The 16,467-nt window shown below is 38.6% G+C and carries 14 protein-coding genes; 1 reads left to right on the forward strand and 13 read right to left on the reverse strand.

Features of this window, described 5'->3' with window-relative positions; translation table 11 throughout:
• Nucleotides 1–117: 117 nt before the first annotated feature.
• The 13 genes from ACSBFT_RS09810 to ACSBFT_RS09870 form a co-directional block, all read right to left on the reverse strand.
• Entirely contained in the window at nucleotides 118–2,628 is a 2,511-nt protein-coding gene (locus ACSBFT_RS09810; RefSeq protein ID WP_489604467.1) for an alkaline phosphatase D family protein, read from the reverse strand.
• Between the two features lie 139 nt (nucleotides 2,629–2,767).
• Nucleotides 2,768–3,412 carry a bifunctional 4-hydroxy-2-oxoglutarate aldolase/2-dehydro-3-deoxy-phosphogluconate aldolase gene (locus ACSBFT_RS09815; RefSeq protein WP_489604468.1) on the reverse strand — a complete coding sequence of 215 codons (645 nt, stop codon included), beginning with the start codon at nucleotides 3,410–3,412 and terminating at the stop codon, nucleotides 2,768–2,770.
• Nucleotides 3,402–4,352, reverse strand: coding sequence for a 2-dehydro-3-deoxygalactonokinase (locus ACSBFT_RS09820; protein WP_489604469.1), 951 nt, complete (start codon nucleotides 4,350–4,352; stop codon nucleotides 3,402–3,404). The genes ACSBFT_RS09815 and ACSBFT_RS09820 overlap by 11 nt, the downstream gene beginning before the upstream one ends.
• Nucleotides 4,349–5,791: an aldehyde dehydrogenase family protein gene (locus ACSBFT_RS09825; RefSeq protein WP_489604470.1), complete on the reverse strand. Its 1,443-nt coding sequence runs from the start codon at nucleotides 5,789–5,791 to the stop codon at nucleotides 4,349–4,351. The genes ACSBFT_RS09820 and ACSBFT_RS09825 overlap by 4 nt, the downstream gene beginning before the upstream one ends.
• A 3-nt stretch (nucleotides 5,792–5,794) precedes the next feature.
• Nucleotides 5,795–6,958, reverse strand: coding sequence for a mandelate racemase/muconate lactonizing enzyme family protein (locus tag ACSBFT_RS09830; protein WP_463047423.1), 1,164 nt, complete (start codon nucleotides 6,956–6,958; stop codon nucleotides 5,795–5,797).
• Between the two features lie 42 nt (nucleotides 6,959–7,000).
• A complete protein-coding gene (locus ACSBFT_RS09835) occupies nucleotides 7,001–7,999 on the reverse strand; it encodes an L-rhamnose/proton symporter RhaT (RefSeq protein WP_489604471.1) in 999 nt (332 codons plus the stop codon).
• Between the two features lie 152 nt (nucleotides 8,000–8,151).
• The gene (locus ACSBFT_RS09840) at nucleotides 8,152–9,450 is read right to left on the reverse strand and encodes a GntP family permease (protein ID WP_489604472.1); all 1,299 of its coding nucleotides are present in this window, start codon (nucleotides 9,448–9,450) and stop codon (nucleotides 8,152–8,154) included.
• Nucleotides 9,451–9,542: 92 nt separating this feature from the next.
• On the reverse strand, nucleotides 9,543–10,427 hold the full coding sequence (locus ACSBFT_RS09845) for an AraC family transcriptional regulator (RefSeq protein WP_489604473.1): 885 nt from the start codon (nucleotides 10,425–10,427) through the stop codon (nucleotides 9,543–9,545).
• Nucleotides 10,428–10,669: 242 nt separating this feature from the next.
• Entirely contained in the window at nucleotides 10,670–11,911 is a 1,242-nt protein-coding gene (locus tag ACSBFT_RS09850) for an NAD(P)/FAD-dependent oxidoreductase (protein WP_489604474.1), read from the reverse strand.
• Nucleotides 11,911–12,219: a 2Fe-2S iron-sulfur cluster-binding protein gene (locus tag ACSBFT_RS09855; RefSeq protein WP_489604475.1), complete on the reverse strand. Its 309-nt coding sequence runs from the start codon at nucleotides 12,217–12,219 to the stop codon at nucleotides 11,911–11,913. The genes ACSBFT_RS09850 and ACSBFT_RS09855 overlap by 1 nt, the downstream gene beginning before the upstream one ends.
• Nucleotides 12,220–12,222: 3 nt before the next feature.
• Nucleotides 12,223–13,383 carry a cytochrome P450 gene (locus ACSBFT_RS09860; RefSeq protein WP_489604476.1) on the reverse strand — a complete coding sequence of 387 codons (1,161 nt, stop codon included), beginning with the start codon at nucleotides 13,381–13,383 and terminating at the stop codon, nucleotides 12,223–12,225.
• 3 nt (nucleotides 13,384–13,386) lie between these two features.
• Complete coding sequence (locus ACSBFT_RS09865) at nucleotides 13,387–14,166, reverse strand: alpha/beta hydrolase (RefSeq protein WP_489604477.1); 780 nt, start codon at nucleotides 14,164–14,166, stop codon at nucleotides 13,387–13,389.
• Nucleotides 14,167–14,169: 3 nt separating this feature from the next.
• Complete coding sequence (locus tag ACSBFT_RS09870; RefSeq protein ID WP_489604478.1) at nucleotides 14,170–15,279, reverse strand: Zn-dependent alcohol dehydrogenase; 1,110 nt, start codon at nucleotides 15,277–15,279, stop codon at nucleotides 14,170–14,172.
• Between the two features lie 128 nt (nucleotides 15,280–15,407).
• On the opposite strand from ACSBFT_RS09870, the gene ACSBFT_RS09875 reads away from it, so the two are divergent.
• Entirely contained in the window at nucleotides 15,408–16,238 is an 831-nt protein-coding gene (locus tag ACSBFT_RS09875) for an AraC family transcriptional regulator (RefSeq protein ID WP_463047414.1), read from the forward strand.
• The last annotated feature ends 229 nt before the right edge of the window (nucleotides 16,239–16,467 follow it).

Genomic DNA, 16,467 nt, shown 5'->3' on the forward strand with positions numbered 1-16,467 from the left:
GATAAAAAGGTAAGTGAGTAAACCTGAATTAACACACTATTCCTTTATATTATCCTAAAGTGAGAAATTATAAGTCATACCGCTATTTTGAGACCTATACTAGAACTGAACACTATCCTAAATACTTATTTCCTCTTCTGGGTCTAAGCTTATATTAACTCCGCTTAACACTTTCAAGTTTTTGCCCTCCCCTATGGATATTCTGTAAGTGCCATTCATAAATATTGCAGGCTTATGGATGTATCCTAAAGCTCGCGTTGCGGATACCAAGTCTCCAGTACTTTCTAGGTATATTTTAAAAACCTGATTGGGTTTGGTGGTTTTTATTTTCGGTAAAAAGCCAATTGCTCGTCTACCGTCATTTTCCATTTGTTTGATGGTTAATGGCCAGCCAGGGTAAGAATTCCCTGGAACATTCTTCGATAAATCAGCCAAGAATCGGATGGCTTCCATTTTAATGGTTCTGGATTGGGTATTGAAAGTTATAAAGCCATAGCCTGAGGCTTTTTTCTGAGCTTTTACATATCTATTTTTTTCTTGGTCAAACTCTTCTTCAGGATTTCCAACCGCAAATACGAAGTTATCGTTTCCGAAAATATCTCTGTAAAGACCGGTATTAGGAAGACCATGAGCAGGTCTATTTATATAAGGAACGTTTATGCTGTCTGGCTTAGACCATCTTGGATAACCCGTAGAAACAGCTGGCGTACAAAACGTCCATCCTCCATCTTGTTCATGGTCTATGCTATATTGTACCAAGAAGGGAAGGTGTTGGTCGCCATTTACATGAAATACTGCTGCTTTTTGCATCAGTCTCAAGACCTCATCTCTTTGCTTTTTTGGCCATCCACCAGAATCTAAATCGCCATAGAGAAATTCCTTTTTAGGTCCATGATGTGTGGCCACATTGGCAAAAAGCGTTTGACTCAACATTACTTTCATATCCACATCTTTCCAATCTTCTGTCCAATCCTTTAAGAATTCCATTTGAGTATTACCCATCATAGATAAGCTTTCGGACTCCAGTTCATTGGCATTTAATCTTACCGTCACATGGTCTATTCTTCCCTGACCTTTTCTAATCATTTCAGGTCCCGACTTAAACATCCTATCGCTCACAATCGCAAAACTTACCCCACCATACCTTAAGTGTGTATACCACGTGCTAATACCAGAAGGTAAGACCTCAGGATGAAAAGCATCGGGAAGATGCCCACACTGGGTTTTATTCACCACATTTATCATTTTGGCTGTTTGTACCATACCACCTTGGGCATCACGCTGAGCGTCCCATTCATCTATAGAAAGCAACTTACCACCCTCTCCCCAAAGGTTTCCTTGAAAAACATCATGATCGTCTGGCGTGCAAACCGTAGGACGGTCTCGCATCAAATGACCAAAAGCCCAGCCAAACATATAATATTTCCCCAAATAGCTTAAAATAGCCTTTTCTTCGGGTTCACGTTTAATGGGGTATCCACCATTTTCCTCATAAATCTGGTCACCAGAAAAATATAGTAAATCAGGATTACTCTTACTTAGATTTTCTACCAAAGGCCTATATGGAAAACCCATGGCATGTTGACAGGTAAGTGCACCTAACTTTAACAAATCTCCTTTAGGTTCTTTTCTAACGATGCCCTGATAATGATGCGTATTTCCATCCAGTTCATATACAACCCTGTAGGGTGTATCTTTCATTTCTGTCCAATCCTTCACCTTAAACACAGCCGTAAAAGCATCCCTGTCAATCTGTTGTGTTTGTACACTTTCCCACACCCCATTTTTTTGAAGTTCCAGATGACTAGACCGATTGTCTTCTTCAGAAATGGGAGGAAATTGAGCAGTAAGTTTTAAAGTTTGGTCAGATAAAGTGTACATACACCAAAAAATAGGGCCAAAAGTGTCTTTCCGACTTTCTATAACTTTTGAACCCTCAAGTTCTAATTTGTTCCACCAAAAAGAAGCTCCTTTCTCCAATTGGCATATGTCCATCAAGCCAGATAGGTCTTGCGAAATGCTTTTTGATAAAACTTCCGTCCTCCCTTTTTTATCCTTTACCCTTAAGATAAGTTCTGAAATGTTATTTTTTGTAATCGAAGTCAGTTTTAATTCAAACTCATTTAAATCAAAGTCACTACTAAGTTTTTTAAGGTCATTTTCTATAAAAATCTCCTTATTTAAACTGATTCCTACTTTTATTCCATTTCCAAAATAACAAGCCGCTGAAGTACTTTCTGGGTCTGTCGTATCTTTTACCCCTACCGAAAAACCAAAAGTGGCATTGTCATTTTCTGATTTTATCAAACCTGCCTTACAGCATAAAGAGAACATACCATCTCCTTTTTGAAGTTGATAACCTAAAAGATTTACGCTAGCGTTTTTCACAATTCCGTCGCTTTCAACTCTTCCATTTTTCACTCGCCAGTCTTCCAGCGGAATACTCCAAAATTGTTCTCCGAGCCAAACACGGTTATTTGTTTTTCGGAAATCCTTTTTTAAGGTACTTTGAGAAAATTTAAGCTGGTTTAAATCAAATTTTCCTGTATTTCCAAAGGCATCCTTTACGCTTAGAATGGAAACGGAATAAGCAATTTTCTGAATAAAATTTCTTCTTTTGAGAGACATAGTTCTTTAGGGTTGAATAGTTTTTAAATGACTTCTTGGACGTTATTTACATTAAAACTATGAGACTATTCGCGAAATAGGGGGATATCTCACTTAAAATAAATTACGAAATGGTTTAAGCCTATAGTAAGGAGAAAACTTATAAAAAGTTAGTAATCTCTGCTTTAATGGCCATAAAATGATTTTTCAGACCTTCTTTGTCACGATTATGAATGAGCTTTTTTGGCAAAAGAGAGCTGCCCATACCTACGCCATAAACACCCGCCTCAAAAAAAGATTTGATATTTTCTAAAGCCACTCCACCTGTAGGTAAAACCTTAATTTGATCTAGAGGACCTTTAATATCTTTTATAAAGGACACGCCAAGTTGTGTCGCAGGAAAAATCTTAACGGCTGTGGCACCACAAGTCCAAGCCTTATATATTTCTGTAGGCGTATAAGCTCCAGGAAATATTGGAATGTTATCTGCCACTGCCGTTTTTATAATGTCTTCATCTATAATGGGTGTTACCATAAACTGCGAACCTGCATTTTTAGCCCTACGATAGTCCTCCATACTACAAACCGTACCTGCTCCAATATTCATTTCCGGAAAATCTTTCACCAGACCAGAAATCATTTCTGAAGCACCTTCGGTATTCATGGTAATTTCTAAAGTATAAAACCCTGATTCCTGATATATTTCAGCAATCCATTTTACGATTTCGTAATCATATCCACGAATAATGCCAACAACAGGCATTTTTTGGTACTTATCTTGAGAAAAAGCGGTATTAAGAGACATATTGATTTATGATTTTCCTTTGACCTTTCAGTAAAGCTTGTAGAATATTGGAAGCATCAAAGACGATTATATTTTTAGAATGGTGCAAGGTAGCCAGAGCCATTTGATATAAAGTAAAAACTGGCTCTGCAGCACATAAAAATAACTTGCTCTTATGGTCTTTCAAATAGGCCAGTTCGCTACCAATGAGCATTCCGCTGAGTAAGAAGTAATTATCTTCTTTAGAAATATCATGTAAAAGCGTATTGGTCCTCACAGAAAACAAAATAGAACTTAAGGATTCACTACTTCCTTTTTTTACGCCTGAATCAAAAGCTTTTTTATGGATTTCAGTTAAGTGTCCTGTCTGCACAGAATCAGATAAAATACTCTTTTGTGAAAGCAACTGAAAAAGCTCCCCAGTCATGAACGTTTTCATGGTGGTGAATTGTCCATTTTTATAGTTGAGATGCTTGCTATGTGTGCCAGGCAAAAGCAATACCCCTTCTTGGTAAGGCTGAAGTAATTCTTCCAAACCGATGGCTTGAATTTCCTCTCCCCGCATGACACTGCTATCCGTTTTTACACCAGAAATTAGAATTGTTTCCAAATCATTCGTTAGACTAATAACCTTCCAGTTTAGATTAGATCCGCTTCCGTCAAAGGGAACTTCTGCATAAGTCATTTCTTCTAGACCAATATTGGAAGAGGCCATCCCTGAAATGACGACAAGGTTTTTCTGATGCTCAGTCTCCAATTTTTGAATCTGAGAAACCAGATAATCTCCAAAAGTATCTTGTCTGTTTTTTTCAGACTGCTTCAAAAAAAGGTCATTGAGTGTCTTTATTCCAACATTCGTTTGCACCGTTTCCAGCACAGTCAAAGTTTCGGTTACGACCAGCCTTAACCTAAAATTGGTAGTTCCCCAATCAATACTAATGAAGTGTTCTGGAAGTATCATGCCATTTCCAATGATTTACTAATGCGTTTTTTAATGAGATAATCGTCTAATGCAAAAGTGGAACAGTCTACGCCAATGCCGCTATTTTTAATTCCTCCATGAGGTAAGTAAATATCGTATTTCACACCATTGACTTGTACTTCTCCAAAAGCAAGATGCTGTTCAAAATACTTTTGAGTTTCCTCGTTTTTACTAAAAACATAAGACGCTAAACCGGCGTCAGTGTCATTGGCGTAGCCCAAAACCTCTTCTTTAGTATCGAAAGGAACAATCATGGCTACTGGGCCAAATATTTCGTGGTTTAAAATCTCTGCTTTAGGATTGTTAATCTTGATAACCGTAGCTTGAAAGTAATAGCCCGGTTGGTCTATGGCTTTTCCTCCATACATCACTTTACCTCCCTGAGCCAACGCCATCTCCACTATCTTTTCAATCTTCTTCACCGATTGTCTATTGGCCAAAGGACCCATTTGAGGTTTATTTTCTTTGCCAAAACCAATTTTAGTATGCTCAAAATTCTTTACCATACCTGCGATAAAGGCATCAATCAGCGTGTTGTGCACATAAAACCTGTTAGGAGCAACACAGATTTGACCCGTATTACCCACTTTTAATGCCGTACCTAAACCAATAGCCAGATTTAAGTCAGCGTCTTCCATGACTATAAAAGGAGCATTACCTCCACACTCCATACTGTATCTTTTTATAGAGGTTTTAGCACTTTGTTGAATCAGCTTCTGAGCCGTTTCTGTGGAGCCTATCATCGTAATAAGACTTGGTATTTTACTTTCGCAAAGCGGAATCCCTACATTCTCAGTATCTCCACAAATGATATTGATAACGCCTGCAGGAAAATTCATTTCATCACAAAGCTCTCCGAGAATATAAGCCGAAAGAGGAGAAAATTCTGATGGTTTAATAATGATGGAGCACCCAGCCGCCAAGGCGGGTCCAAGTTTAAAACCTAGATTTAAAAAAGGGAAATTATAGGCCAAAAACGCTACCACCACACCCAAAGGTTGAGATAAAAGTGTATGCTGATGTGTGCCTTCTCGGTCTGGAATATTGAGGACGGTTCTTTTTAAAATTTCTTCTGGATAATATGCTAGCGAATTGGCAATGCTGGTCAGGTCTTCGTCTGTACCTTCCCAAGTTTTACCCATTTCGTCCATGATACTTTCGCGAAGCATATCACGGTTTTCTAAAATTTTGGAACGCAAACGAGAAATCCAATCTAGCCTAACTTCCATGGGCATGGCAGACCATGAAACAAAACCTTCTTTGGCAGCTCGCAATGCTTTTTCAGTATCGACTTTTGAAGCCCATGCTATTTCAGCTATTTCCTTTTCATTTCCAGGACAGACTACCGTAAAGGTTCCTCCATCCGTAGCTTCTGTTAATGAGCCGTTTATATATAATTTTTTAAATCCGTATTTCATATCTTATTTTAATAAGCCGTTGGTTACATAAGCTGGAATTTCTAAAGCATATTTTTGTATGACATCTTCATTTACTTCAAAGCCTAATCCTGGACCGTCTGGTATTTTCATTTCACCGTTGATAACTTCTAAGTTTGCATTGGTAAGTTCTTCTCGCAGAGCATTTTCCGTCCTATCAAACTCCATCATACAAGCTTCTGGAATCATTCTCCCTGGCATCACATCCAAATTGGCAATAAAGTGCATGGCAGCCGAAATGGCAATGCTGGTACCCCAAGTATGTGGTATAATTTCTACGCCATAAGTACTGGCCAGCGTGCTAATTCTCTTGGCTTCTGTTAATCCTCCAGTGGCACATATATCGGGCTGTAAAATATCCACGGCCTTTGCCTGAAGAAGTCGGTGAGCACCAAATCTAAGATATTCACATTCTCCTCCCGAAATGGGAATGGTGGTTTTTGACCTCAATTCAGCATATTGATCATAATACTCTGGAGAAATAGGTTCTTCAAACCAACCGATATCATATTTTTCTATCGCTCTAGCAAGCTGAACCGCCTCACGCAGGTTATAGGCATGGTTGGCATCTACCATTAACTTCACTTTAGAGCCGATTGCCGCTCTAACCGCCGCTACGTTTTCTATATCTTTTTCAATCGTTAAGCCTACTTTTATTTTCATGGCTTTATAACCTTGATTGGCATACATTTTGGCCTCCTCTGCCAATACCGTAGGCATATGACCACCATGCGTAAAATACATTCCAGTAGCATATGGGCTTATAGATTCTCTTTTCTTACCGCCCAACAGGGTATGCACTGGCAGGTCCATTATCTTCCCTTTCAGATCCCAAATGGCCACATCTATGGCACTTACTGAAGCCTGCAATACGCCACTTCTGGCGTAGTCTAGCGTTCGCCTGTACATAATATTCCAGATGGTCTCATTTTCTAAGGGATTCTGACCTATAATAAACGGTTCTAAAAGTTCTACGCCAGCTTTAAGAACTTTAGCAGGACCATAACCTTCCCCCCAACCCACATGTCCGGTGTCTGATGTTATTTTGACGATGCAAATTTTACGTTCGCTATACTCCCACTGAGAAAAATAGAAACTCTCCTTGAGCTTATCATTGAGTATATAACTTTCAACAGAAACAATTTTCATTTTAATTATTTTTAAGCGTAGATATCCTTTTTAAAAAGAGGTTTAGAAATTATTAGCGTATCCTAGAATAAGTGTAGCGATGATGAGGATGAATAATCCAAACAAAAGCCATTTAAAAGAGCTGCTGCCCTTATGCCATTCTTTATTCATATATGCCCATACGTTACTCACTATTAGTGAGACGCCTAGTAAAATAGGCCAACCAATAACTGGTCCCATATCGCCCATTAGCGTAGCTCCCTGACCATAAATACCCAAAGCTCCAAACCAAAAAACACCCGCTAAAACAGCCCAAAGGTAGGCCTTGTTGGCATGGACAGATTTGAACGAATTCCAAGATTTATTTTTAGTTAGAAGTACAAGTGCATACCCCGCATTCATGATATAAGCTCCTAATAAAACCACGACCCAAATGGCTAAACTGCTATTTCTAGCTAAAGCTCCACTAGCCTCTGCCATAACACCTACAGGCTGAGCTTCTACAAATCCAACATTCAATAATGCCGAAAGTACACCACTGGCCAAGGCTATTAAAAGACCTACTTTTAAGTTTGAGCCTCCCTCAGAGCAATTTTCTTTATCCTTCAGTATACCTGCATACGCCGTAACAGCCACGCCAACTAGCATAATACCTACCCCTATTAATATATAAGGAAAAGCAGTTAGACTGGTAGCATCTTCTATTCCAAAAAGTGGAATAAGACTTCCTACTGCCGAACACACCCCCATCACAATACCATAGGTCAATGAAATACCAATAAATGGTATGCTTTTACCAAACATAATCCCTCCAATTCCCCATAAAAACCCAAAGAGCATACCTAAAAATATGGACGGAGTAGGTGCAGCGGCTATTACCTCAAATAAATCAGGAACTACAAAAAGAGCCCAACCAATGGGTAAGACTATCATAGCTATAGTGGCATGTACTAGCCACCAAGCCTCCCATTTTAAAGGTGACATAAATTTCATTCCGAGTCCGAAAGAACCCTGGAAAATACTTGCGACAAGTATTATTATTAAAGGCAAAAAAGAGGTCATATAGGTTTGAATGTTTTCTACACAAAGAAAGTATCCTTAGCCTTCTTAGCATCGGTGTGTTTTACCCTACGATTGCACTATTTTAACTTAATTTATCAACGTTCAGATAAAATACCATCTAAAATTAACTTAAAATGCTTGCTAACAGCAGATTAAATAAATATGGATAAAATAGCAATCATTAAGCCTCCTCCAATAGCAATCACTATGGATAGTAAAGAAAAAGAACGAAGCACCTGAGGAACATTGAAACCATGTATTTCTTTAAATAGCCAAAAGAAGCTACTATTTACATGGATAATACCCATTGAGCCAGCACAAATAGCTGCCGCCGTAAGAGAAGGGTCAAGCTGACCGCCACTCACCATAGGTGCCACAATAGAACTGGTGGTTAACAGAGAAACGGTAATCGATCCTGTCATTGTCGTAAAAATAAAGCTTAGCAATAAGGGCAAGAACAAACCCAAAGCGTTGATATGCTCAAAGTTGGCCATGAGTTCATTGACGATCTGTGTATCTTTTATTACTTGTCCAAACGCACCACCTGCACCGGTAATCAGTATGACCATAGCACTTTTTGACGCTGCTTGTTTAAAAAGCTCATTTAGCTTTTCATTAAATCCATTTTTCCTCAATAAGAAAAGAGATATACTCACACCAATCATTAAAGACCAAATGGGACTTTTTACAAAAAGAATAACGGGGTTTTGACCTTTATAAAAGGCACTAACCGTCATTAAAAAAAGTGGAGAAAGTAAGGCTAAAAAAGGCAAAGTTTTTCTAAAACCAATTAACTCAGCAGGCCTACCATCTTCATTGTCTGGAACTTCAATTGATACAGAAGATGGAATTCGCTTTGAAATGCTATGAATCCAAATCAAACCGACAAACATAGCCCCTAGACCTACTAAGATATTAATAGGTATTATTTCACCGATATCCACATTCAATAAACCGGCTACAGCTACAGGTCCTGGTGTTGGTGGTATCATAGCATGAGAAATGGTAAGACTCATGGCTAAAGCCATCCCTAGCGTGAGTAAAGACTGCCCAGTTCTTTTTGAAAGAGCAATAACAGTAGGTAAAAGTGTTAAATAGGCCACATCCATAAAAACCGGAATGCCTATTAAAAAGCCAATAATCGCTAAACTAAAGGTCAGGTATTTGGTACCAAAAAGATTTATAATGCTCTCTGCAATTTGATTAGCTCCGCCTGTTTCTGCTAAAATTTCGCCTAGAAGCGTTCCAAAAAAGATAACCAGTCCTATCCATTTCAATGTGTTACCAAAACCAGAAACAATGCTCTCATTTACATCTGTCATAGAGGAACCTGTCAATACGCCTAGCAGAAGGGCTGATATTAAAAGTATGGGAATGGGATTTACCTTAAAAACAGTAACACCCACTATCAAAAATGTGATACTAAAAAGGAGTACTAAAAGACTAACCATACTTTTTTGAGGCAAAAGTAAATTTGATACTAAAAAAACAATAGCTTATTTCTACCCAAAAGTCATCTCTAATTAACTTATCGGGAGATTGTCTAGTCCAGCTCTTCCTTCATTTGGTATTTCTCCATATAGTCTGAAGGTGTAATTTTCATCAAGTTTTTAAACTGGCGATTGAAGTTAGTCACGGTATTGAAGCCAGACTGATAGGCAATGGTGGCTATTTGCTCTTTGCCCTCTATCAGCATTTTGCAGGCATGCCCTAATCTTATTTCTATCAAAAACTGTGTAAATGACTTTTTGGTCTTATTCTTGAAGTATCTACAAAAGGCGTTTGGCGTCATACAAGCAATGGAAGAAATCTCAGCCAGTTCTATTTTCTTTTCAAAATTTTCATTTAAAAAAGAGATAACCTTTGCCATTCTTTCCTTTTCATCCGAGCTGAAGGAGTGCTTTATTTCCTCTTCGCATAAAAGCTCATGATTGTCTGTATTGGATAAGATATCCAGCACTTTTAATATTTCAGAAACACCACCGAGCCCCTTAGAACCTAGTAAACCAAGAATGTGATTATGCACCAGATAGGTGCTTGATTTTGAAAACTTAATACCTCTATTTGACTTCTGAAACATAGCCCTTAAAGTTTGGGTTTCAGAGAGCTCTGAAAATGCTGGACCAAGAAAGTCATGCATGAATTTTACCACGACCAAATCCACCTCAGAAATGGCTTCATTTCCTTCATAATAAGCACGGTCATTCCTAAACAAATGAGGCACATTACTGCCAATCAAATACAACTCACCCGGCTCAAAGTTTCCAATGGAATTTCCAACAAATCGCGTACCTGTACTCTTTAGAAAATAGATAAGTTCCAGCTCAGGATGAAAGTGCCAGTCGTGTTCAATACACGGAATATTATCCTGCCTCACAGAAAAGCATTTCTCTGGACTTAACTCATTTTTTTTGAATATTAATTTCATTCGGGTTGAAAACAATAATTTTAAAAAAGCCAAACTACCTTAACCACTCTTAAATATAATAGCATTTAAGAAAGGGTTTTAAAATTAGGCTTACTCAAGTGCTATAAGACTAATTCCAGTTCACTTTTTGAACTATTAAGATAACCAAGAAATTGCCAATATACATATTATTTCAATGAATTGACCCACACCAAATCAAAGGACTCTGAATGTCCAGAAACTCATTTCTACAATGGACTTAATCAGCTCGTTAATAAATCATAGTTCAAGGGCGTCTTGAGATCCATTAAGACGTCCTTATTAACCCGCTGATTTTCTTTCAATATTTTAGTACCCAAAACGTAAGCCTTGGCATTATTAACAGCATCTACAGAAAGTAATTTGTCGTCCTGAAAATACCAAGCTGATAGCTTTTTCTCCTCCTCCACTCTTAATAAGACCTGATTGTAGCCTCCTGACAATCCTACCATTTGAAGCTTTACCTCGTATTGGTCAGACCAAAACCACGGTAAGGCGTTATAAACGGAAGTTTTCCCGCAAATAGCCGCAGCAGCCACTTTACCTTGATCTACTGCATTTTGAACAGATTCTAAACGAACATAGCGTTTATAATGCGGATTAAAGTGCCAAGTGCAATCACCAATACTATAAATATCAGGTTCAGACGTTCTGGCTGTTTCATTCACTTTAATGCCATTCTCCACATCCAAACCGACTTTTAGGGCCAGTTCAGCGTTGACTTTTATCCCTACACCAATTATTATCATTTCTGCATCGAAAGAGGTGCCGTCTGTACAGATAACTTTGTTTATACCAGATTCATTTTCAATAGACTGAACCTGTTTTTGGGTCTGAACATTGACGCCATTATTTTGATGCAATTGATTAAAGAAAGTAGACATCTCTGGAGCTGTAACTCGAGCTAAAATACGTTCTTCTCTTTCCAGCACATCCACCGAAGCTCCTAATTTTCTTAAAGAAGCGGCTATTTCTAGACCAATATAACCACCTCCAATTATCACTACCTGCTTGGTTTTACAGGTTTCAAAAGTGCTTTTGATTTTGTAGACATCGGCTGCCGAACGTAAGAAACTTAAGTTTTTTGCTTTATCAAGACCCTCAATGTTTGGCACAAGGGGTCTAGCCCCAGTCGCCAGCACCAGTTTATCGTAGGCTTGCTGACCGCCATCTTCTAAAGTAATGATTTTATTGGCTTTATTAATTTCTAAAACTGCGTTTCCTAGTCTTAGTTCTATGTTTTCCTTTTCATAAGACTGGGCCGGTTTTAAAAGAAAATTTTCAATCCCCCCTTCGCTAGTTAGAAAGGCTTTAGACAAAGGAGGGCGATGATAGGGCAATTCTGGGTCTGCATCATACAGAATTATCCGCCCCTGCCATCCCTCTTTTCTGAGAGAAAAAGCAAAGTTGACACCTGCATGACTGGCTCCAATGATAACGCAAATTTGCTCTAATGCCCTTTCCATTATTTAGCTACTTTTAAAATAACACCATCTAAAACCTCCGTAATCTCAATTTGACAACCCAAACGGCTATATTCATCGGTATTGTCGTCTAGCTCTAGCATGTCCGTTTCTATCTCGCTGGCTCTGCCCACTAGTTCTATAAATTCTGGTAAAACATGAACATGGCAGGTGGCACATGAACATACACCACCGCAATCGCCATCTATACCTTTGATGTTATTTTCTACCGCAAGTTCCATCACATTACCTGATGTACCTTCTACGGTAATAGACTCATTATCAGAAGTTAAAAAAGTTATTTTTGCCATTTTTTAGTTGAATTTTAATAATAATTTATGAAAGCCCACTTTGCGTTTAAAATCACCCCAATCTTCTATATTCTCTTCAAAATCAAGCAGTTCCATTGCCGTTATTCTTTCAGAGAGAATAGTGATAAGCGTTTTTAAAATTTGTCGGGCATGGGTTGCTCCTAGGCAGTTATGGTGGCTAAAGCCAAAACCTACATGTGGATTAATTTTTCTATCTAAAACTACTTCATTTGGGTTCTCAAAAACAGCTTCGTCTCTATTGGCGGAAGCCCAACATAAAGAAACTCGGCTATCGGCTTTGGCGGCGTGTTCGCACACGGTAGCATCTTCCGTAACCACTCTTCCCATATGCGTTAGTGGTGCAAAATACCTCACCAATTCCTCCACAGCTTTACCTATCATTTCAGGATTTTCCTTTAATACTACAAGTGCTTTGGGATTTTCTGCAAAATACGCTAGGGAATTGGTCACTGCGTTTATAACCGTATCTCTGCCCCCCGCAAAAGTTAAAACCATTACCCCTTTAACCTCTTCTTTAGTCAGTTTTCTACCCTGAAAATCGCAGTTAAGTAAATAGGAGTATAAATCTTCGCCAGGGTTTTCAAAAGCTTCGTCTATTTTAGCATCTATATAGTCATACAAAACGTTCGCCTTGTCCGCATCTAAAGCTTCACCTTCACTTCTAAACACATGAGTTCCCCATGAAATCCATGTTTCAGACTCCTCAAAAGGTGTATTCAGTAAAAGTGTTAAGGCTTTTGACTGCAGTGGCAATGCAAATTCAGTGACGATTTCAACCTTATCCATTTTCATCACTTCCTCCAACAACCCTTCCATTTGCTCTTTAAGCTCTACTTGATATTGGGCTTGCAGCGGTCTTTTAAACCATGCTTCCATTAAGGCTCTATATTCGCCATGTACGGGCGGGTCTACTTCAAATGGAATTTGACGCGTCTCTCTAATATTTACTTCTGAGGGCACCACAATACGCCCAGGAGTTGCTCCAGACTGAAAAGTTTTATAATTATGAGCCGTTTTACGAACATCCTTATGTCGCAAAAGCATCATAACATCATCATCTTGGTCTTGTACTTCTCCAAATCCTTTTGTTTTTCTAGCCTCTTCAAACGGATCGGGAAAAACACTTGCATTTTGTTTTTTCATATTTCAAATTTGGTTATTGAAGAAAAGTAAGGTTTCAGCAATATTATTTTGCCAATATTCCCAACTGTGCTCTCCTTTTTTAATAAAGAAGCTATGGGGTATTTCGTTATCTAAAAGCTGTTGATGTAATACTTGATTGGCTTTAAAAAGTGTGTCTTTTTCGCCACAATCAAACCTAAAAGGTCTTAGGCTTTCTTTATTTGCCAGTATGATGTCAATAACATTTTCTTCCGATAGCACGGCTTCTTTCAGCGAATCCATATTTTCTATAAACTCAGCCATTTGGTCAAAGCGAGTAATAGAACTCAAACCACTAAATGCTTTAAAAATTTGGGGATATTTAGCTCCTAAACGCAAGGCTCCAAAACCTCCCATAGACAAACCCGCAATAAAAACAGGTGAAAGGTCATCTACTTCTTCGTAATTCTCCTTTACTAAGTCAATGACGTCTTCGGCTATCCATTTTTCATAATCAGCCGTTTTATGTTCCAAATATCCACTGCCATCTTGGAAAAGACCATCAGAAGGCATCACTAGCATCATGGGCTGGACTTGCTTTTTGCTTATCAATTCTTGGAGTGTTTCATGGACTTTAGCTTTCAATGACCACGCCCAGTGACTCCCGTAAACACCATGGAGTAAAACAACGATGGGCATACTTTTAAAATCTCCCTCGGGTTTAAAAACTGTTACATCAGCACGGTGTCCTATAGCAGGACTTTTAACCGTAAAACAGTCGAATTGGTCTATTCTGGCTCTTTCTGTGGTAAAAAACTTTTTCATAAATTATTCAAAAACGATTACGCCTTTGGCATTTTTACCCGCCAACATATCCTCAAAAGCCATTGGTAAATCTTCCAAACTATAAGTTCTTGTCACCATTTCATCTAACATTAATTTACCAGATTTATAAAGCTCAATAATTTGAGGAAAATCTATTTGCGGACGTGCTTTACCATAGAGCGGATTGATATATATTTTATCCCACTCAAATAGACTCATGTCTACCATTATTTCTTGCTCTATTCCGCTTACCTGCACAGCAGTACCTGCATTACGAACCATGGCTAGCGGTGCCGCTCCCAGAGCTGGAATGGCAGTACACTCAAAAGCGTAATCTGCCCCGCGGCCATTGCAAAGCTCCTTTATCTCCTTTGCTGCTTGGCTTAAATCCTTGTCTTCTTTCTTTGCCAAAAGAATATGCGTAGCTCCAAACTGCTCTGCCAACTTTAACCTTTCTGGATTAATATCTATGGCTATTATTTTGGCAGCTCCGCTCACTTTTGCCCCTTGAATCACATTTAAACCCACACCGCCTGTCCCTATCACCACCACGCTGCTACCTGCTTTTACTTTGGCGGCGTTAGTAACAGAACCAAATCCCGTCATCACGCCACAGCTTACAATGGCAGCACTTGGAAATGGCACATCGGCATCTACTTTTACGCAGGCTGCTTCACGCACCAAAGTGTATTCGCTCATGGTGCCTAAACCAAAAGCATGTTCTATGGGTAGATTATTATAAGTGGTACTTTCTAAGCTTGCGTGTCCTCCAGAAACGGCATTTCCAGCTGTTACCGCAGAGTTTTTCTCACAAATATGTTGGTTTCCTTCCTGACATTGAAAACACTCATAACATGGAATGGCCCAGTTTAAAATCACAGCATCTCCTATAGCTAAACCCTTCACCTCAGGGCCAAGGGATTCCACAATTCCTGCACCCTCATGACCCATTACTATAGGTTTACCCCAATTAATGGAGTCCCAGTCTGTGTGGCAAATGCCTGCGGCCTTCATTCTAACTAAAACCTCATCGCCATAAGGCTTATCAATTTTAATTTCTTCGATGCTATAATTCCCGTCGCCTTTGGCAATTGCCGCTTTTACTGTTTTCATTTCAATATTGATTGTTTAAAAATCATTAAACAAAATTCTCAAAATTCCGCTTTTAATATTTGTCACTTCTTTCCAATTAATTGTCCTATATTGTCACATATATCATTTCATTAGCAAATAGAAGTCAAATGAAGGCAGTTTATGAACATATCAACCCTGGAGTTCGTCATTCTGTGACGTACAGACTTTTTGAGCTTCCTGCCTTTGATTCCCCTTTCCATTATCATCCTGAATATGAATTAACCTACATTATTAAAGGGGATGGTTTACGCTATGTCGGCTCTCAAATAGAAGAATTTCAAGCGGGCGAACTCATACTCCTTGGCCCAAATCTTCCTCATTGTTGGATAAACCGTGAACTCCCCGAAGGTGAAGCAGTAAAAGCATTTGTAATTCAATTTCATCCCGATATTCTAGAAAATTCATGGATAGGACTTCCTGAATTTGATGGTATAAAACAACTCCTAAACAGTTCTAAGCAAGGCCTGACTTTTAAAAACATTTCTTATGAAAAGTATTTAGATCAATTAACCAGCTTAAAACCAGCAGGACAGTTTTTGAAGCTTTTGGAAATCCTCCTGGAACTCTCAGAAAGTGAAAAATCAAATTTGCTTTATCATATAGATAGCGAAAACAAAGATCAGCATAGGTTTCAAGAAGTTTTCTCGCATATCATCACCCATTTCAGAGAAAATATAAGCCTTGACGAAATAGCTGAAATAGCCATGCTGAGCCCCACCTCATTTTGTAGGTACTTCAAAAAAATAACAGGAAAAACCCTGGTTGAAATCATTTTAGACTACAGATTAAAAGCTGCAGCCCAATTACTGCTTCGTACCAATAAACGTATTGGTGAAATTGCCTTTGAATCAGGTTTTGAAGACATTCCATATTTCAACAGAACTTTCAAAAAATGGAAAGGAATAAGTCCTGGCGAATTCCGTAAAGCTTCTCATTAATACACGTGGAAAACGACGGCTTTAAACTATTAAGCAATTCACCCATCATCATTATTTACCTAAAAAAGCGAGTGCTTTCATAGATAGGACTGAACAGTTCAATTATTGCTCAGAAGAAGTTTCTAACTACCACGATAGCTTTCCACCATTAAAATTAAGCTAGAGAGCTCCTTTTCTGCCAATATCCGACAATCTACCATAACAACTTCGCATCCAAAAGAAGGCACTC

The organism is Arcticibacterium sp. SM2516 (assembly GCF_057914865.1).